This window comes from Salinibacterium sp. PAMC 21357 (genome assembly GCF_000247645.1).
Classification (GTDB): domain Bacteria; phylum Actinomycetota; class Actinomycetes; order Actinomycetales; family Microbacteriaceae; genus Rhodoglobus.
Window position 1 is genome coordinate 1,206,761 of sequence record NZ_AHWA01000004.1, and the last position, 18,844, is coordinate 1,225,604.

The 18,844-nt window shown below is 61.7% G+C and carries 14 protein-coding genes; 10 read left to right on the forward strand and 4 right to left on the reverse strand.

What is annotated here, in order from left to right:
• Positions 1-14 precede the first annotated feature (14 nt).
• Complete coding sequence (locus ON14_RS09250; protein WP_010204686.1) at positions 15-3,539, reverse strand: TM0106 family RecB-like putative nuclease; 3,525 nt, start codon at positions 3,537-3,539, stop codon at positions 15-17.
• A 111-nt stretch (positions 3,540-3,650) separates the two neighbouring features.
• On the opposite strand from ON14_RS09250, the gene ON14_RS09255 reads away from it, so the two are divergent.
• Positions 3,651-4,571, forward strand: coding sequence for an endonuclease/exonuclease/phosphatase family protein (locus ON14_RS09255; protein ID WP_010204689.1), 921 nt, complete (start codon positions 3,651-3,653; stop codon positions 4,569-4,571).
• 48 nt (positions 4,572-4,619) lie between these two features.
• On the opposite strand, the gene ON14_RS09260 is transcribed toward ON14_RS09255, so the two are convergent.
• Both ON14_RS09260 and ON14_RS09265 read right to left on the reverse strand, forming a co-directional pair.
• Entirely contained in the window at positions 4,620-5,399 is a 780-nt protein-coding gene (locus ON14_RS09260; RefSeq protein WP_010204690.1) for an IclR family transcriptional regulator, read from the reverse strand.
• 53 nt (positions 5,400-5,452) lie between these two features.
• Complete coding sequence (locus tag ON14_RS09265) at positions 5,453-7,798, reverse strand: FAD-dependent oxidoreductase (RefSeq protein ID WP_010204691.1); 2,346 nt, start codon at positions 7,796-7,798, stop codon at positions 5,453-5,455.
• Between the two features lie 115 nt (positions 7,799-7,913).
• Between ON14_RS09265 and ON14_RS09270 the strand changes: the two genes are divergently transcribed.
• From ON14_RS09270 to ON14_RS09310, 9 genes are all read left to right on the forward strand, one after another.
• Entirely contained in the window at positions 7,914-8,846 is a 933-nt protein-coding gene (locus ON14_RS09270) for a carbohydrate ABC transporter permease (protein WP_010204692.1), read from the forward strand.
• A gap of 2 nt (positions 8,847-8,848) precedes the next feature.
• Complete coding sequence (locus ON14_RS09275) at positions 8,849-9,769, forward strand: carbohydrate ABC transporter permease (RefSeq protein WP_010204693.1); 921 nt, start codon at positions 8,849-8,851, stop codon at positions 9,767-9,769.
• Positions 9,770-9,848: 79 nt separating this feature from the next.
• Positions 9,849-11,135 carry an extracellular solute-binding protein gene (locus ON14_RS09280; RefSeq protein WP_010204694.1) on the forward strand — a complete coding sequence of 429 codons (1,287 nt, stop codon included), beginning with the start codon at positions 9,849-9,851 and terminating at the stop codon, positions 11,133-11,135.
• 157 nt (positions 11,136-11,292) lie between these two features.
• Entirely contained in the window at positions 11,293-11,841 is a 549-nt protein-coding gene (locus tag ON14_RS09285; protein ID WP_010204695.1) for a thioesterase family protein, read from the forward strand.
• 173 nt (positions 11,842-12,014) lie between these two features.
• Positions 12,015-13,328: an extracellular solute-binding protein gene (locus tag ON14_RS09290; RefSeq protein ID WP_010204697.1), complete on the forward strand. Its 1,314-nt coding sequence runs from the start codon at positions 12,015-12,017 to the stop codon at positions 13,326-13,328.
• A 72-nt stretch (positions 13,329-13,400) separates the two neighbouring features.
• The gene (locus tag ON14_RS09295; RefSeq protein ID WP_010204698.1) at positions 13,401-14,513 is read left to right on the forward strand and encodes a carbohydrate ABC transporter permease; all 1,113 of its coding nucleotides are present in this window, start codon (positions 13,401-13,403) and stop codon (positions 14,511-14,513) included.
• Complete coding sequence (locus ON14_RS09300; protein ID WP_010204700.1) at positions 14,510-15,421, forward strand: carbohydrate ABC transporter permease; 912 nt, start codon at positions 14,510-14,512, stop codon at positions 15,419-15,421. Before ON14_RS09295 ends, ON14_RS09300 begins: the two co-directional genes overlap by 4 nt.
• The gene (locus ON14_RS09305) at positions 15,421-16,842 is read left to right on the forward strand and encodes a glycoside hydrolase family 1 protein (RefSeq protein ID WP_010204701.1); all 1,422 of its coding nucleotides are present in this window, start codon (positions 15,421-15,423) and stop codon (positions 16,840-16,842) included. Before ON14_RS09300 ends, ON14_RS09305 begins: the two co-directional genes overlap by 1 nt.
• 28 nt (positions 16,843-16,870) lie before the next feature.
• Positions 16,871-17,905 carry a LacI family DNA-binding transcriptional regulator gene (locus tag ON14_RS09310; RefSeq protein ID WP_010204704.1) on the forward strand — a complete coding sequence of 345 codons (1,035 nt, stop codon included), beginning with the start codon at positions 16,871-16,873 and terminating at the stop codon, positions 17,903-17,905.
• Positions 17,906-17,931: 26 nt separating this feature from the next.
• Here ON14_RS09310 and ON14_RS09315 read toward each other — a convergent pair whose 3' ends face one another.
• The gene (locus tag ON14_RS09315; RefSeq protein WP_010204705.1) at positions 17,932-18,825 is read right to left on the reverse strand and encodes a LysR family transcriptional regulator; all 894 of its coding nucleotides are present in this window, start codon (positions 18,823-18,825) and stop codon (positions 17,932-17,934) included.
• Between the last annotated feature and the right edge of the window lie 19 nt (positions 18,826-18,844).

Consider the following 18,844-nt stretch of genomic DNA (forward strand, 5'->3'; position numbering starts at 1 on the left):
AGCAGCGATCCCGCTCAGACGACCGGAGCGTCGCCTTCGGAGAGCGCGGCACCCTCAACCAACGAGATAAACCGACTCAACGTCGCCACGCCCTCCGCGGTCTGCGGCAGCGAGTCGAGCAGTGCGGGCGAGTAGACGAGGTACGCGGCCCACTGGGCGCGGGAGATGGAGACGTTGAGGCGGTTGCGGGAGAGCAGGAAGTCGAGGCCGCGGGGCACATCGTCGGCGCTCGAGGCGGCGAGGCTCACGATCGAGATGACTGCTTCTCGGCCTTGGAACTTGTCGACGGTGCCCACGACCACGCGCGAATAGCCCGCAGCATCGAGGCGGCCGCGGATGAGCTCCACCTGCGCGTTATACGGCGTCACCACGATGATGCCGTCCTCATCGAGCGGTTTCGGGGAGCCGCCGGCCTGCGATGTCCAGAGGGCTCCGAGGTGCTCGCGCACTAGCTCCACCACGCGGTCGGCTTCTTCGCTCGCGAACGTCGAGTTGTCGACATGAGCGGTCGGCACCGAGTGCAGCCCGGGGGCGACGCCGGCGAGCATCCGCCCCTCTGTTGACGCGTGCGAGCGCAGCAGGCCGTCATACGAGAGTTGCGAGACGGGGCGCGTGACGGCCTCATCCATGCGGCGGCTCTCCTCCAGGAAGTAACCGAAGTCATCCGGAAGCACCGCCAGCTCACCAATCACATGACCCAACGCCGAACCATCAACCGGGGCCGGATGGATGCCCTGGCTCACCTGCGGAAGCTGCTGCGGGTCGCCGAGCAGCAAGATGCGTTTCGCGCTCGCCGCCACCCCGATCGTGTTCGCGAGCGAAAACTGGCCCGCCTCATCGATCACGAGAAGGTCGAGCTGGTCGGCCTGCACACGCTTGCGGTTCGTCAGATCCCACGCGGTGCCGCCGATGACGTAGCCCGAGTTCTCGTGCTCGAGGGCGAAACCCGCGTGACCGTTGTAGGGCAGCTCGCTGAAGGGACCGTCGGCGTAATAGCCCGGCCCGAACTCGCCCGGCACCGCCTTCGCCACCAGCTCGCGGTCGAGGCTCGCGTCGAGCACGACCGCATCGAGAACGTTCTCGACCACCTTGTGCGACTGCGCGGTGATGCCCACCTTCCAGTGGTGTCTCTCGACAAGTTCGTGGATGACATGGGCCGCCAGATACGTCTTGCCCGTGCCGGGAGGACCCTGCACGGCAAGATAGCCGCTCGGCCGCGAGACCAGCGAGGCGATGACGGCGCGCACCCCATCATCCGCACTCTTCATGGGTTCGAGCGCACTCACCGTGGCGGGCGCTTTGTGCAGGAGAAGATCGGACATTGCGTCGTCGGGCCACTCGGGAGCGGCGGCAACGACCGTCTCGCCCCAGGCTTCGATCGCGGCGACGATACTGTCGGCGCGCGGGGGAGGGCCGGGCGTGATGTGGGTGGGCATCTCATCCCACGCCGGGATCTCGTCGGGGCGAGTCTCGATCACAAAGATGCCATCGGCATCCTCGGCGGGGTCAGAAAAACGCACCGCGCGGGCAAGGCGGTGCCCGGCGCGATGGCCCGGCGGAACGTACGGAAGCGGGTTGCCGTAGACGAGAAACACGTCGCCACCCGGCCGCGGCGCACTGCTGCCCGGCGCCCACTGGCCACGCAGATACAGGTGCCGACGCTCGTTGCGTTGGCGTCCCTCCTTATGCCAGTCGAGCGTCAGCATTGCGCTGTCGATCACGAAGATTCCGCGAGTGTCTTCCCACAGTTCGGAGGGCTGCTCGAGGCGGTCGTAGTGCTCCCACCAGAAACTCTTGACCTCGCGCCGGTGATAATCGATGGCGGCCGCGGCCATGCGATAGGCGCTCGCGGCAGTGTCGTCGCCTTGCTCCTCGGCATCGTCGCCGAGAGCCTGCAGTTGAAGGTCGAGCGCGCTGGGTTCGAAAACCTTCACATCAAGCTCGGTCTCGTCGACGTCGACGGTCACGCCCTGCACCTCGGGCAGTGCCCGCAGCCAGTCGCGCAGTTTGAGCGTCGACACGCAGTCGTACTCGTTGTAGCGGGCGATCGCATCCCGAATCTCGGTCGCCCGTTCCACGTCGCCGTTGGCTGCCGCGACGCTCGACTCGACGTACTCGCCAATGGAATCGGCCGCGTTCGTCACCCCGGCGCGCTCCTCGTCACCCATGTAGAGCGGTTCAAGTTTCTTGATCGAATACGACGGCGTTCCGATGCGCAGCGCGCCCCGCACGATCGGGTACAGGTCGACGAGCACACCCTCGCGCAGCAGCTGGTCGACAACATCCTCACCCTCGCCATGCCGCGCGGCAATGCTCAGCAGATGCGTCTTCTCATAGCTGGCGTAGTGATAAATGTGGAGGCCCGGATGCTGCTGCCGCCGTTCCGTGACGAACTTCAGGAATGACCGCAGCGCGATTCGTTCCTCATCCAGGGAGTGCGCCCAGAGGCAGTCGAAGTCGCCCGCGGCATCCACCCAACCGAAGAGGTAATCGAGGCCCCAGCGCGGCGTTCCGCCGATACCGGGCTCGGAATACATCGGGTCGCCCTCGAAGTCGAAGAAGAGGTCGCCGGGGTTGGGCGCGGGCAGGCTCGCGATCGGCAGGGGATCAACAACGACGACGGGCGGTTTCGCGTGGGAGTCAGCCGGATCGACCGTGTGCTGCAGTTTGGCCTGAAGATGAAGCTTCGCGAAACTCGCCTTCGGGATCGCGAGGTCGTCGGGTCGCTCGGAGGCTTCCGCTAAATCAGTGAGGGTGCGGATGCCCGCCGCCAAGAACTTCGTGCGCTGCCCCGCGCGCAACCCCGCGACCGTAAACAGGTCGTCGGCAGCCTGCGAGGGCTCCTTGCAGAACTTGCAGCGGCCATCCCGCGCAAAGCGTTCGTCGTGCCATTCGACGGGCGTACCTTCAGCGCGGTGCTCGGCGATGATCGCGTGCATGCGGGCGCGACGGCGTCGAAACACGGGGGCGATATCGGCGACGGAGGCGAGCTCGGAGGTGTCATTGCCGAGGATCAGTTCGACGGTTCCGTTGGCGGCAACGCCGAGCTTCAGAAGTTGCTCGTGATACGCCGCCAGTTGAAGCAGCGCGGTGACGCGCACGTGGCGCGAGAGCTTCGAATCGACGACCCGATAACTGCCGTCGGGCTGCTGGACGAGAAAGTCGGCGTAACCGATGAACGGTGACTCGGGGTCGGTTTCGTCAAAGAACACGCCCTGAAAAACGACGGGCGCGCCGGCCAACAGAGCGTCGCGCGTGCGTGCCGCGTAGTCGCGCAGCACCGCGGCATCCCGCCCCGGAGGCTTATCGAACTCGACCATCGCATCACCGAACTCGTCGCGATAGCGATCCCGCAACCGGGCCTCATGGGCGTTGCCGAGCTCAGCCGCCCGCATGAGCATCGCATCGTCGTCGGGCAGCGGATCAGTCGAGAACCCCAACCGCTTGTCGAGCACGCGCAAAAAACCGAACTCGCAGTTCGAGGCTTGGGTCAGATCGCTGGCGCTCGTGACGAGAGCGGTATCGGTGAGAAGGTACATGTCTCAATCAGAATATGGCCGGCCGGAGACATCCGGGCTGATCACGTGCCGTTACCGCCGATTTCGCTCGCGTCATCAGCGAAACACAGGACAGCCCCCTAGGCTGGATTCATGACTGGCAGCCCCACTCCACGGCCGAAACGTTTTTCGGCGCTGGCGTTGGCCTTAGCGCCCGAGCGGGAGCCGAAGTTGGCGTTCCCGCCGCGGGGCAGCGCGCTGATCGGGCCAGTCGAGGCTCCCGCGCTGCAGGTGATGTCGTACAACATCCGTCGTCGCGGCCCCGAGCTGTTGCCGCGCAGCCCCGACCTTTGGAGGCGTCGCCGGCCGCTAATAAAACGACTGCTCGCCGCCGAACAGCCCGCGCTGCTCGGCGTGCAAGAAGCCCTGTTCACGCAGGCCAGGTTTGTGCGCCAAGCGCTGGGGGAGCACTACCGTTCGATCGGCTACGGCCGCGAGAAAAACACGGGTGGCGAAGGCTGCCCCATCTTTTACGACTCCCGGCGACTGCAGGTCATCGAGTGGCGTCAGACCGCTCTCTCAGACACCCCGAATATTCCCGGTTCGACCTCCTGGGGCAATCGCACTCCGCGCATCGTGGTGGAGGCCATCTTCTTGGACCTCGCCACCGGCATCCAGTTTCAGGCCATCAACACCCATCTCGACCACCGCTCCCGCACTTCGCGGCTGCGTTCAGCCGATGCGCTCAGAAGCATCGTGCAGGCGACACCGCATCCCACGATCATGACCGGCGATTTCAATACGGATGCCGCCACCGACCCGTACGACCAGCTCACCGGCAACGGGCTGCTGGTCGACACCTGGGACACCGCCGCGGAGCGCGTCACTCAAGTGTGGGGAACGTTCCCGAACTACGGCCCGCCCAAGCACAACCGCAAACGGATTGACTGGGTTCTGGCAACGCCCAGCGTCACGGCGCTGCAGGCCGCCATCAACGTCACGCGCTATGAGCGCGGTTGGCCGTCGGATCACGCGCCGGTGCAGGCCGTTGTGCGTCTTGCTCGGACCGAATAGGTCACCAGCCAAGAGAAGCAGGACCGCCCGGAGATGACACCCACGCTCTTAGTGCGGGATGGCAGAGATCATTCCGAGCCCGACGCTGATGCGGTCTGCGGCTTCGATCATCAGCTCGGTGACGTCTTCAAGGTCTTGTTGCCGCATGACGCTCAGGCGCCCCGAAACCGAAATGGATGCCACCACAGCGCCGCGCGCATCGTGAATCGGGGCGGCGATGCACAGTCGACCTAACGCGAGCTCCTGGTCTTCCGTGCAGACCCCGGAATCCTCAGAAGAGGCAAGGTCTGCGCTCAAACGTTCGTGAGTGGTCAGCGTCATCGCCGTATAGGAGGGGAGCGGGTCGGGGCCCAACAGCTCCCGCCGTTCGTTCTCGCTCATCGAACCTAGTAGGCATTTGCCGAGTGCTGAGGCGTGCATTGGCTGGCGCATACCAATCATGGTGTGGGCTTTGGGCGCCAGCTCGCCCTCGAAGTGGCAGAGGTACACAATGTGGTCGTTGTCTCGAATTGCGACGTTCACGCTGAGGCCGGTTCGCCGCGCCAGTTCTTGGGCCACCGACCGAGATTCACGATGCACTGCGTTTTGATTGAGCCCCTGGCTGCTGAGTTTCAAAATCTCGGGGCCGATGGAATACAGCTGGCTTTCGGGATCCTTCGAGACGTAGTCGAGTTCTTCGAGCGAGCTCAGAAGGCGCGCGATGGTCGTGGCGCCGAGATTTGCTACGCGGCCAATCTCGCTTGCCCGCATGGCACCCGTCGTCGAGTCGCCAAGCGCCGCGAGAACCGCCGAGGCGCGAGCAATGCCCTGTTGAACCTCGACCGGCATACATCCTCCATCAATATTTTTCTCAGCGCTGAGTCGGCTAGGAAGCCGTTAGGTCAATTATGGCTGCCCGTGAACGAACTGCGGGAAGAAGTGGCACGAGCGCTCGCTGTAGCAAATGCCCTGACGGCAGCAATAGTGACGTACGGCGATCCATTCGTTGCCGTCACAACTACTCGAAGCGCGGTGGTCTGAACGGCATCGAAATCGTGGATGCGCAGACGGTGACGGTTGCGTTCGACAGTCGCCAGCGTCCGCCACACTGCGGTGCCGTCATCCTGCACCTGAAGTACTTCGAGGTCGTAGGCGGCGACAAGTTCGGGGATCACCGGGAACGGTGTGACGTGCCGATGAAGGTTGATGAGGTCCTCGTCAACATCATCATTAAAGACCAGCCGGACGGAGGAGATCGTCTGCGGTTCGTCCCAGTTGAGGGTGAGGACCTCCGGAGCGTTCTGCAGATCACGAGCGGCGGGCAGAAGCGCCGATGACCACAATTGTGGCCCACCGAAAGGTCGCTGCAGACCGTCTGTCACGCGGTCGGGCGAATATGCGTCAGTGCGGGGCGAAACCACGGCTGCGAAGCTTTTTCGTCGCAATTCTCGGGCGCTCCAGTCGGCGACGAGTTGGTCATCTTCGTCCGGAATCCGAGCGTCGAAGTGTGCGCCGTCAGTCGTCTGCGAGACGAGGGCCATCACACCGTAGGGTCGCTCATCGGTGAGGTGAAGCGCGACGTGCTCATTCATCCGGATGACGATCACGGCATTGCATGGAGTGCCCGGCGCCCAATCGAACATGGCCGCAATGTCGATTGCTGCTCCGGCGCTCACCGTGACATCGCGCACCAGTCGCTGATTCACGGGAACGTAGTTCTGCGGTTTATCGGTATCCCACAGCTCGAGCCGCACCGTCGTTTCTTGCCCGACATCGGCGACAAATCGGATGCTGTCGAGGCGGGGGTTGACCGGAACGATCAGCGCAACGTCGCGATCCAGCCGCATCCGGTCGTTCGGGTTGGTATGCGCAGTGGTGTCGATTGTCTCGAGGCTGCTGGAGGCGGTGACGGTAGCGGAGCGCGCGCGATCATCCGCATCGTCGATAGAGACTCCGATAATCGGGGCGTCTTCACGTTGCAGGGTCTGCTGCAGCAACGCGATGTGGTCATCACCCAGGTTGCGGGGGCTCACGCCCAACGTCGTGACGAGATGTGCTGCGGTTCCCACAGCCTGCCCCTGAGTCGCGCAGGTGGCCATGACTCGGGTCGATCCGAAGGCCACATGCGTGGCAGAAATGTTTCGGCCGGCGAAGAGGAGATTGTTCACATCCGCTGAATAGAGACAGCGGTAGGGGATGTCGTAGCTGCCGTTGCTATAGCGCTGTTGGGCTCCTGGCTTCTCGGCGTAAACACCTTCAACGGGATGGAGGTCGATCGACCAGCCACCGAATGCGACGGCGTCATCGAACTTTCGTTGCGCGAGGATGTCGTTCTGGGTGAGTGTGTAGTCGCCCCAGAAGCGGCGGTATTCCCTCTTGCCCGGGAGGGAGCCCACCCACTCCAACGTGAGGTTGTCGGCGTCGAATTTGCCGGAGTTCTTGATGTAGTCCCAGATGCCGAACACCACGCTCCAGAGTTCGTCGCGGATCTCTTCGTTGTTGGTGACAGTGTCGAGAAGGCCTCCCCATTCGATCCACCAGTAGTCGCACCCGTTGTCGCCGGTGCGGATGATGCGGTTCATGGGGATGGGGGTTGAGCTGATGTCTTTGGCATTGAGTGGTGCCACATAGGGCACGGCGTGGCCAGCATCCTTCGTGTAAAAGAAGAGCGAGCTGCCGAGAAGTTCGTCGTCGGCGATCTCGGGCGCCCACGACTCTCCGAATTCGGCCGAGCTTTCGCGGCCGACGCGGTAGGAGGCACCGGCGAGGTGACCGATGAGGCCGTCGCCGGTGCAGTCGATGAACACGGGCGCCGAGAATTGGGTCTCGATTTCGCTTCCCATTGTCCAACCGGTGACGGAGGCGATGGAGTCTGCAGCGACGGATGAGTCTGCCATCTCCACGAATCGCACGTCAGTGTTGAGATGCAGCGTGATGTTCGCTTCAGCGCGCACAAGATCAAGAACGGTCTGATCCCAGTAGTAGGGGTTGCCGTCGGGGTTGCGGTACTGATTCTCTAAGAAGAGCTCGCCCATGATGCCGGTCTCGCGAGAAAAACGTTGGCGGCCGTGAGCGCTTGCGCCCACTACCCACACGCGCACCTCGCTGGAGGAGTTGCCGCCGAGCACGGGACGGTTCGTGATGAGAGAAACTGTGGAGCCGAGTCGTGCAGCCGAAACGGCGGCAGTCACGCCAGCCAGACCTCCACCGATGACAACCACGTCGGTGGATTTGTGAAGCTTCAGCATTTCTCTCCCTGGCGTTGCGATTGATCCCGAACATCATTTAAACCGTTCACCGGTACCATATTACCGTTCTGCGGTATATGGTTACCAAATTCCGATATTTTATGAGAGGCATCGAATGGCACTGGACGCAACGCCGCGGACCACCGTCACTGGGCGACGGGAGTACGGCAAGGGCAAGCGTTTTGACGAGCGCAGCTTCTTGTTCTTCTTGCTTGCGCCGGGAATTCTGCTTTTGCTCGCCGTTGTCGTCTATCCGTTGATTCGGTCGCTTGTCTCAGCATTCTTCGAAGAGAGTCTTCTCTACCCCGGGATGAGTTTCGTCGGGTTCCAAAACATCGCTGACGTACTAGCTAACGACTTTGGTGCCCTTCTCAACCAGACGCTGATCTTCACCATCGGCACCACGTTCTTTCCCTTCGTCATCGGCATGGGACTTGCTCTCGTTCTCAATGAACGATTCCGCGGCCAGCGTTTCTTTCGCGGGGCTTTTCTCATCCCTTGGCTCATTCCGGGCGTCGTCGTGTCGTTCCTGTGGATGTGGATCTTCGATGCGAACTACGGGGTTCTCAACGGCGTCTTGACCCAAATCGGAATCATTGACGAACCCATCGCTTGGCTCTTCGGCGTCGACAGCGCTCGCGGCGCTCTCATCGTTGCCAAGACGTGGAACTCGTTTCCTTGGATGATGGTCATGCTTCTCGCGGGGCTGCAGACGGTGCCGGGCGAACTCCACGAAGCGGCCGCGATCGACGGTGCTGGGCCGATCCGTCGCTTTTTTACGGTCACGTGGCCCCACCTCAGCGGCATTGCCGGGCTCGTCATCCTGCTCGAATTTATCTGGAACTTCCAGCACTTCGACACCATTTTCGTGCTCACTGGTGGTGGCCCCGCTGGCAGCACAAGAACCTTCGCGACAGAGGTATACGACACAGCGTTCAAGGGATATGACCTCGGTCATGCCGGCGCGCTAGGCCTGTTGTGGATGGGACTCCTGATGATCCTGGTCGTCGTGTACGTGCGCTTTTCCGAACGAGGATCAAAGGACTGATCATGGAAACGACAACGATGGTTCCCGCCACGGCGCTGACAGTCGAAGCAGAGAACGCTGATCCGAAATCGCAGGGGAGGCTCGCGCTCTCAGCTCGGCGGAAGAAACCATTTCGGTGGGCGCTGTGGAGCACTCTAACCGTCATCGGGCTCTTCGCTTTTCTGCCGATCTACTGGCTCGCCGTGACGTCGGTCACTCCGAACGACCAGGTCTTTGCGTACCCGCCCAGCCTCGTGCCCACTGAGGTGACTTTCGAGCACTATGTTTCGGTCTTCGCCAACCCGGCAATTTTCGGATACCTCAAAAACAGCATCATCGTGTCGGTCGTGACGGCGGTTCTCTCAGTCGTTGTCTCGATGTACATGGGGTACGCGTTCTCCAAGTTCCGCTTCCGGGGTCGCAAGTCGCTGATGTACTTCGTGCTGTCGAGCCAGATGTTTCCGCAGGCGCTGTTGCTCGTTACTCTCTACGTAGTGTTCGCGCAATTCGGTTTGCTGAACACCTATCAAGCGCTCATCATTTCATTCACCACCTTCACCCTGCCGCTGTGCGTCTGGATGCTCAAAGGCTTCTTCGATGCGCTGCCGGATGACCTCATCGAGGCTGCGAAGATCGACGGGGCGGGGCCGTGGCGAACGTTCCATTCGGTAATCCTCCCGCTCGCGCTGCCGGGACTGGTGGCTGCGGGTCTCTTCGCCTTTGTGCGCGGCTGGAACGACTTCATGTTCGCGCTGACTCTTGCTGGCCCGGAGAAGCAAACCCTTCCGCCTGGTCTCGTCAACACCTTCATTTTCGAGGCGAGTGCGGCCTGGCCAGCGCTCATGGCGGCCTCGTTGCTCGTCTCTGCTCCCGTCTGCATCGCGTTCATCTTCTTGCAACGCTTTCTCGTCGGTGGCATCACTGCGGGAGCGGTGAAGGGCTAACACCTCAGCTGCAGCATCCGCGTTTTTCGCAATTCGCAATTCGCAATTCACATTCACAACAGCTATTCAAAGGAGAATCATGACCGTGAACCTCAACCGCAGAGACCTGCTTCGGTTTGGAGCAGTAGGGTTCGGAAGCCTAGCGCTGCTAGGAGGCACGGCGGGCTGCGCAACATCGCCGGTGGGTACCGCCACTCTCGATCCGAACGCGGCAGCAGCAGACTTTGCATTCGCGTCGTGGGGAATGTCAGAAGACGCCACGAAGCCCGTGCTTTTGGCCGCCGCCAACTCCTTTGCTAAAAGCGAAGGCGTAGCAGTAACGACGCCAAGCTACCCTTTCAACGACTACCTCAGCCAAATGATGCTCCAGATTCGCGGCGGTCAGTTCTCCGGAGCGGCGCAGCTCGATGTTGCGTGGCTGTCAAGTCTGGCGGCACTCGGTAAGCTCGTCGATCTTTCCTCGTACGCCGAAGGCCGCGAGTACACCCCGGCTGCGCTTGCCGCGGGCAAGAACGAGGGCAAGCAGCTAGGGCTGCCGTGGACCATTGCCGCTATCGGGCTCGTAACAAATGCCGAGCTTCTCGACAAAGCTGGTGCATCCAGCGACCCGAAGACCATTGAGGAATTCGAAGACAACCTTCGGGCCCTCAAGGGAATCGGCGTGATTCCTTACGCTGCCGCGACCAAGGCTGCCGGCCTCAAAGATATCCTCGTGTGGATGCAGACCTTCGGCTCGCCCATCGTCGAGGGCGGAAAATCTGCGCTGGCTGGCGACGAAGCCATCGAAGCTGTCACTTGGTACAAGAAGCTCTATGACGAAGGCCTGATTTCGGCCGACATCGACCGCTCTGCTGCTCGCTCGCTCTTTGCTCAGGGCAACGCCGCCATCTACGACGACGCTCCTGTCGGCAAGGCTGGGGTCGTCTCCCAGTCACCGGATGGTGGGCTCTCCGACAAGATGATGCCGATCGCGCGCCCGGTGCTCAAGTCAGGCGACGTTCCGCAAGAAGTACTGTGGGGTCACCTCGTGGCGGTTGTCGACGGTGCTGGCTCGCAAACGGCAGCAAAGTTCGCGCAGTGGCTAACGAGCGATAAAGCTCAGACCGTTGACTACTTCACTCAGCTGGGATTGCCGCCGACAACGGCTCCGGCGCTGAGCGAAACTGCTGGCTCGAACGACCCATTTTTGGCGAGTTTCACGGAGAAGATCACGGTGGATGCTGCCGCGAGCCCGCTCTGGCCCTATGTCTCGTATGCGCAGATGGAGACCGCGATTGCCGAGCAAGTGCAGGCCGTGCTCATCGGTCAGTCTTCGCCTGCCGACGCTATGAAGAAGGCAAGTGCGGCAGTAGACGCGCTGATCTAACAGCGGCACCGTGGGAAGCTCCCTCGCCTCGTCGGGAGGAGGGGGAGCCAGCCGCGCGCTTGGAGCCGCGCATTCGGTGCCGTGCATCGCACGCACACGCTAGAGAATCCCTACAAACGATTTACGATGTCGATCACGATTCACCTAATCTGGGCGAGTGAATCTGATCTTCCGCACTATCTTGCATCGCATCCTCAGCACGCGTCGATCGGCCCTCGGGATCACCGATGTGGGCGCCATGTCGCTGCGGGTGTTGCCTACCGATGTTGACCTGCTGCGCCACATGAATAACGGTGTGTACTTCTCGATCATGGATATCGGCCGCATGGACCTGCTGATCCGCGCCGGCGGCTGGCAGAAGCTTCGGGCCAAAGGGTTTTACCCGGTGATGGCCAACGAGACCATCAGCTTTCGCAAGTCGCTCGATCTGTGGAAGAAGTTTCAGCTCGAATCGCGCGTTGTGGGGTACGACGACAAGGCGGTATTTGTCGAACAACGTTTTGTGGTTGACGGCCAGATTTACGCCCAGGCGATGACCCGGGCCCGCTTCCTTCGGAGCTCTGGCGGCACCGTCAGCGTTGCCGAACTGCTCGAAACCATCGGCTGGGATGACGAACAGCCCATCATGCCCGACTGGGTTCAGGAGTGGGCCGATCATGTTGCGCTGCCCGTCAGTCGCGCTGAAGCGCCAAGCACCTGGGAATAAGCGCGCACCGCAAGCGTTTACAGCGACTTGTGTGACTTTCTCGGATGTGAGAGCGCTCTCTTGACATTCGAGAGAGCGCTCTCATAGACTCAGCCTGCAATCGTGAGAGCGCTCTCATTCCTGATGGGGGAACTCTTTCGGCACCAATATCCCTCATTCACAAGGAAGTGACCGTGAAAACTCAACGACGCACCAAGATGGTTGCAGCCGTCGCAGGCGCAGCATCCATCGCTCTACTCGCGACCGGCTGTTCAGCAGCCGCAGGCGGCGACAGTGATGGCGACATCACCCTCACCGTGACCACCTTCGGCACCATGGGTCTCGACGACCTGTACGCAGCGTACGAAGCCGAGAACCCCAACATCACCATCAAGGCCACCAACATCGACACCGGTGGAAACGCCCTCACCGACTGGAAGACCAAGCAGGCCGCTGGCGCTGGACTCGCCGACGTGCAGGCTGTTGAAGAAGGCTGGCTCGGACAGGTCATGCAGGTCTCCGACACGTTCGTTGACCTCAGCGAATATGGCGCCGACGACATCAAGGACCGCTGGGTCGACTGGAAGCTCGCTCAGGGCACCGACGCCGACGGCCGCATCATCGGCTACGGAACCGACATCGGCCCCGAGGGTCTCTGCTACAACGGAGACCTCCTCGAAGCCGCTGGCATGCCCGGTGACCGCGAAGGAGTTGCCGAGCTCTTCGGTGGCGACGACGCAACCTGGGATGAATTCTTCCAAGTCGGCAAGGACTACAACGCAGCAACCGGCAAGGCTTTCTATGACCACTCCGGATTCGTCTGGAACGCCATGGTTAACCAGCTCGACGAGGGCTACTACACCGCCGGTGGAGAGCTCGACATCGAAGGCAACTCTGACCTCAAGAGCCAGTGGGACAAGCTGGCTGATGGCGCAGCATCCGGTCTCTCGGCTGAGCAGAGCGCGTGGGACTGGGGCGGGGGAAAGGCCTTCGTTGATGGCTCATTCGCCACGTTCATGTGCCCCGGCTGGATGCTCGGTGTCGTCAAGGGACAGGTTGAAGCAGCAGGCGGAGACGCCGACAGCGGCTGGGACTTCGCTGACGTCTTCCCCGGTGGAGCAGCTAACTGGGGCGGCGCATTCTTGACCGTACCCACGCAGTCGAAGCACCCTGAAGAGGCAGCAAAGCTTGCCGCTTACCTCACCTCGACCGAGTCCGAAGTTGCTGCTTTCCAAGCCGCAGGAACCTTCCCCAGTGTTGTTGCTGCTCAGACTGACGACGGTGTAACCGGCGGCAGCGAGCTCAGCACCTTCTTCAACGACGCTCCCATCGGCACGATCCTCGGATCGCGTGCCGAAGGCGTGAAGGCTCAGTTCAAGGGTCCGAACGACGCCGTAGTTCAGGAGCAGGTCTTCGGCCCCGCTACCAAGGAACTCGACTCGGGTGTTGACGGAGACACGGCGTGGAACAACGCGCTTGAGGTTCTGAAGAACCTCGACCTCAACTAATCACCTAGAAGCAACTGAGGCCCCCGGCGTCCCCTTTGCCGGGGGCCTCATTTCTTGAAAGCGACTCCCCACATGACGACCATGACGAGCCCTCCCCGACCAGATACTGGTCTGGCGAAGAAACGCTCTGAGGCTGACAAAGCCCTGCTCACCAGACGGCAGCGTCTCAGTCGTCTCGATGTGAAAGCATCCCCCTACCTCTACATCGCCCCGTTCTTTGTGCTCTTCGCACTCATCGGGCTCTTCCCGCTCATCTACACGTTCGTGGTGTCCCTCAACGACTGGGACATTCTGAGTGGCCCCGGCGAATGGATCGGCCTCGACAACTACGTTGCCGAGTTGAACGACCCCTACTTCTGGAACTCGCTCTTCAACACCATGAGCATCTTCCTGCTCAGCGCGATCCCGCAGCTGGTTGCCGCCGTCTTCATTGCGGCCCTGCTCGACCAGAACATCCGCGCCAAAACGTTCTGGCGCATGAGCATCCTGATCCCCTACATCGTGACTCCGGTCGCGGTGGCGATCATCTTCTCGAGTGCGTTCGGCGAGAAGTACGGTCTCATCAATAACATCCTGACCTCGTTCAACATCGAGCCGGTCATGTGGAAGAGCGAAGTCTTCGCGAGCCACTTCGCTATCGCCTCGATGGTCAACTGGCGCTGGACCGGCTACAACGCCCTCATCCTTCTTGCCGCGATGCAGGCTGTTCCCCGCGACATCTACGAATCGGCAGCCCTCGATGGAGCGGGCGCCGTGCGTCGCTTCTTCTCGATGACGTTGCCGAGCATCCGCCCCACCATGATCTTCGTCATCATCACCGCCACCATCGGCGGACTGCAGATCTTCACCGAACCGAAGCTCTTCAACCCCACCAGTGCCAACCTGGGTGGCGCCCACCGCGAGTACCAAACCACGGTGCTCTACCTGTGGGATATGGCCTTCAACCGCGGTGACTTTGGTAAGGCGTCCGCGATTGCGTGGCTGCTGTTCATCATCATCGTTGGCTTCGGACTGTTGAACTTTGCCATCTCGCGCAAGATTGCCTCCACCGAAGTGAAGGTCATCTCGAAGCGTCGCGCCAAGAAACTGGCGAAATACCGCGCCACCACCGCGGCGAACATCCCCGCCAATGCCAGCACTGGTGCACCGGCGGCAACTGTCGCAGATGAGGAGAAGCGCTCATGAGCACCACCACCCCCACGCGCAGCCCGAAGGAAACAACGGATGCGCGCACGCAAGTGAAAGAGAACCGCCGCGGTCGTGGCCGCGCCCGCGGACTCGCAGAGCGCCCCGGCTTCTTCGTCTACGGCATCCTGCTCGCCCTCTTTCTCGGCGGTTCGTACCCGCTCTGGTGGTCGTACGTTGTTGGCTCAAGCGACAACACCGCGATCACCGAAACGTGGCCGCCGCTGCTACCCGGCGGTCGGTTCTGGATCAACATCAGCGAAGTGCTGACAACGGTTCCGTTTTGGCAGTCGCTACTGAACAGCATCATCGTCTCCACAATCATCACGACCTCAGTGATCTTCTTCTCGACGCTGGCCGGCTATGCCTTCGCCAAGCTGCGCTTCAAGGGCCGCGAAGGGCTCATGATCTTCGTGATCGCGACGCTCGCGGTGCCGACCCAGCTCGGCATCATCCCGCAGTTCATGCTCATGAAAGAGTTCGGCTGGACCGGCACCCTCGGCGCCGTCATCGTGCCGACCCTCGTGACCGCGTTCGGCGTGTTCTTCATGCGCCAATATCTGGTGGATGTCATTCCCGACGAACTCATCGAAGCGGCCCGCGTCGACGGAGCAAACATGTTCCGCACATTCCTCACTGTGGGATTGCCCGCCGCGCGGCCGGCTATGGCCATCCTCGGTCTCTTCACGTTCATGACCGCCTGGACCGACTACCTCTGGCCGTTGCTGGTCTCTCCTCAAAATCCGACCCTGCAGGTGGCGCTCAGTCAGCTTCAGAGCGCAAAATATGTCGACTACTCAGTTGTACTTTCGGGAGCAGTATTGGCCACCTTGCCACTGCTCATCATCTTTATTCTCGCGGGGCGGCAACTCGTCTCGGGCATCATGGCAGGAGCAGTAAAAGGCTAATGAATATTTCTACCAACACTTGGCCGCAAGGATTCCTGTGGGGCTCTGCCACCGCTGCCGCCCAAATCGAGGGTGCAGCCCACGAAGGTGGCAAAGAGGATTCCATCTGGGATGCCTACGCCCGTGTGCCCTTCGCCGTGGCGAACGGCGATACCCCCGAAATAGCGGTCGACCACTATTACCGGATGCGCGAAGACGTGCAGCTCATGAAAGAGCTGGGCCTCGACTCCTACCGCTTCTCGACCAGCTGGGCGCGCGTTGTTCCCGGAGACCGCACCCCAAATGCTGAGGGCCTCGATTTCTACAGCCGACTCGTTGATTCGTTGCTGGAGGCCGGCATCCTGCCGTGGCTCACGCTCTATCACTGGGATCTTCCGCAAGCCCTTCAGGAGAAGGGTGGCTGGGCTAATCGCGACACCGCGTACCGTTTCGCTGACTATGCCGAAGCTGTGTACAACGCTCTCGGCGATCGGGTCAGTCACTGGACAACCTTCAACGAACCGCTCTGCTCCTCGCTCATTGGCTACGTTGCGGGTGAACACGCTCCCGGGCTCACTGACCCCAATCTCGGTCTGGCTGCCCTGCACCACCAGCACCTCGCTCACGGTTTGGCCGCAGCCCGACTGCGCGACCTGGCCGCAGCAAAGGGGCGCGAAATTGAGCTCGGCATCACGCTGAACCTGACCAATGCTGTGCCGAACGACCCGAGCGATCCTGTTGATCAGGATGCTGCCCGTCGCATTGACGGCATCTGGAATCGCATGTTTCTCGAGCCTCTCGTTCTTGGTGCTTACCCCGCTGACGTAATCGAGGATGTGCGCGAATACGACTTCGAGCAGTACGTGCAGGCTGGCGACTTGGAGATCATCTCCGCCCCCATCGACTTCTTGGGCGTCAACCACTATCACGACGACAACGTGAGCGGACACCCCGCTCCCGCCGACGCGACGCCCGGGCTTCGACCCACCACTAAGCCCGGTCGTTCGCCCTTCGTCGGCAGTGAGTTCGTGACGACTCCGCCGCGCGACCTCACCCGCACGGCCATGGATTGGGAGGTCAACCCCAGCGGGTTGCACCACTTGCTTGTTCGCCTCGGCCAGGAATATCCGACCTTGCCGCCGCTGTATGTCACCGAGAACGGTGCCTCCTACGACGACAACCGTGTCGGCGACACGATCGATGATGCCGAACGAACTCGGTACATCGAGCAGCACATCCAAGCCGTCGCAGATGCGATTGCCGACGGTGCTGATGTGCGCGGTTATTTCGTCTGGTCACTGCTCGACAACTTTGAATGGGCGTGGGGTTACAACAAGCGCTTCGGCATTGTGTACGTCGACTACGAAACTCAAGAACGGGTTCCGAAGCGCAGCGCGAACGAGTACGCCGCGCTGATCGCCTCAACCAAGATCGCCGTGTGAGAGCGTTAAGGTAAGTACACCCCTACTGATGGAGAGCGAACTCGTGGCGGAGAAATTGCGCAGCGGTGCCATGCCGACACTAGAAATGGTGGCGGCACAGGCAGGTGTTTCGCGTGCCACAGTCTCTCGTGTAGTCAACGGGTCGCCCAAGGTGAAAGCGGATGTTGCGGCGGCAGTGCAGGCCGCGATCGACGAACTGAACTATGTTCCGAATCGCGCTGCTCGCTCACTGGTCAGCCGCAAAACTCAGGCCATCGCCTTGGTCGTTCCGGAGTCGGCGGCCAAAGTCTTCGATGACCCCTTCTTCGCCGCCGTAGTTCAGGGGGTCGCGCTGTACCTTGCCGACACCGATTACACGCTCACGATGATCATCGAATCAGAGAAGGCGTCGTATAAAACCCGGCGCTATCTGCTCGGCGGCAACGTTGACGGTGCCCTCGTGGTCTCGCACCACACCGGTGACCACTCCTACTCTGAGCTCAGTCGCACCCTGCCGGTCGTCTTCGGCGGGCGCCCCCTCAATCAGGTCGACGGCAATAACTACTTTGTGGATGTCGACAACTTCACCGGCGCCTGCTCGGCCGTCGAGCACCTGCTGGCCTCCGGGCGCCGCAACCTCGCCACCATCGCAGGCCCCCAAGACATGCCTCCCGGGGTCGACCGTTTGGATGCGTTCCACACGACGCTCACGAAGCACGGGCTCACCAGCGACCTCGTCGAGGTTGGCGACTTCTCGCCGCCCTCCGGGGCGGAAGCAATGCGTCGACTTCTCGCCCGCGGGGAACCCATCGACGGAGTTTTTGCGGCCAACGACCAAATGGCGATCGGCGCCTACTCGGCCATCCGTGAAGCCGGGCTCAGCGTTCCCGAAGACATCGCCGTCGTCGGCTTCGATGACGACAACTACGGCAGCACCGCTACTCCGCCCCTCACGACAGTGCGCCAACCCTCGCTCGAAATGGGGCGACGTATGGCCGAAATGATTGTGGGCCTGATCGAAAACCGGCCCGTCGATACCGTGACGACATTGAGCACTGAGCTCGTCATTCGCGATTCGGCGTAGTCCGGCCAGCTCTGGTTCGGTTCGATCTACTCGGGCGCTAGCGCTTGAACGACCTGCTCGAGCACTTCGCGGCACGCGATGATCGATGGCCGGAGAACGCTCGAGTCGCGCACCGAGGTGAAGACGGTGCGGCGGGGGAGGCCCGGCATGGGGCGCAGAGCGACCGTTGGGGTTCGGCTGCCCCAGACGAGACCCGGAAGAATCGCGGTGGCGTGACCGGATTCAACGAGCCGGATGTGCGCCTGAAGGTCGGCAGTTTCGTAACGTACGTCGGGTTCTATGCCTGCTCGGCGGCACTGCTGTTCTGCCCAGTGGCGCGATGCGGTGCCGCGGGGTTCCATCACCCAGGCGCTGCGGGCTGTGTCGGTGAGGGAGGTGATGTCGCTGTCGAGGGGAACGGCGAGGGAGAGTTCGTCGGCGTAGAGCGGGATCATGTCGAGGTCGGGGTGCCGGGGGGCTGCGTGGCCGGGATATTGTTCGGCGATCACGAGGTCGAATTCGCGCGTCCAAGTCTCAAAGAGGGCGCTTTCGGGTTCGCGCTGGGTCATTTCGATGCGCAATTGGGGGTGCTCGTGGGCGATGATGCTGAGCGCTTGGGGAATGATGCCGAGGGCGGCGGACTGAAAGACGGCGAGACGCACGGTTCCCCGCACCTCGGTGAGCGATGAGTGGATCTCGGCTTCCATGAGTTCGAGGCGTTCGAGAAGGGCTACGGTGTGCTCGACGAGCAGCTCGGCTTCGGGGGTTAATTGCACGCGGCGGCCCGCTTTAACAAGGAGCGGTACCCGCGCTTCTTCCTCTAATAGGGCCAATTGTTGGGACACTGCGGAGGGGGTGTAGCTCAGTGCGCTGGCTACCGCAGCGATGGTTCCGCGGAGCTTAAGTTCACGCAAAAGTCGCAGTCGTCGAACATCGAGCATTTCTCCGCCAATCGTTAAC

Excerpts from the sequence above, each read along its gene's own strand:
- ON14_RS09300 (WP_010204700.1), top strand. The coding sequence starts at position 14,510 with ATGAGCACCACCACCCCCACGCGCAGCCCGAAGGAAACAACGGATGCG.
- ON14_RS09265 (WP_010204691.1), bottom strand. The coding sequence starts at position 7,798 with ATGCTGAAGCTTCACAAATCCACCGACGTGGTTGTCATCGGTGGAGGT.
- ON14_RS09270 (WP_010204692.1), top strand. The coding sequence starts at position 7,914 with ATGGCACTGGACGCAACGCCGCGGACCACCGTCACTGGGCGACGGGAG.
- ON14_RS09275 (WP_010204693.1), top strand. The coding sequence starts at position 8,849 with ATGGAAACGACAACGATGGTTCCCGCCACGGCGCTGACAGTCGAAGCA.
- ON14_RS09250 (WP_010204686.1), bottom strand. The coding sequence starts at position 3,539 with ATGTACCTTCTCACCGATACCGCTCTCGTCACGAGCGCCAGCGATCTG.
- ON14_RS09305 (WP_010204701.1), top strand. The coding sequence starts at position 15,421 with ATGAATATTTCTACCAACACTTGGCCGCAAGGATTCCTGTGGGGCTCT.
- ON14_RS09280 (WP_010204694.1), top strand. The coding sequence starts at position 9,849 with ATGACCGTGAACCTCAACCGCAGAGACCTGCTTCGGTTTGGAGCAGTA.
- ON14_RS09295 (WP_010204698.1), top strand. The coding sequence starts at position 13,401 with ATGACGACCATGACGAGCCCTCCCCGACCAGATACTGGTCTGGCGAAG.
- ON14_RS09315 (WP_010204705.1), bottom strand. The coding sequence starts at position 18,825 with ATGCTCGATGTTCGACGACTGCGACTTTTGCGTGAACTTAAGCTCCGC.
- ON14_RS09310 (WP_010204704.1), top strand. The coding sequence starts at position 16,871 with ATGGAGAGCGAACTCGTGGCGGAGAAATTGCGCAGCGGTGCCATGCCG.
- ON14_RS09260 (WP_010204690.1), bottom strand. The coding sequence starts at position 5,399 with ATGCCGGTCGAGGTTCAACAGGGCATTGCTCGCGCCTCGGCGGTTCTC.
- ON14_RS09255 (WP_010204689.1), top strand. The coding sequence starts at position 3,651 with ATGACTGGCAGCCCCACTCCACGGCCGAAACGTTTTTCGGCGCTGGCG.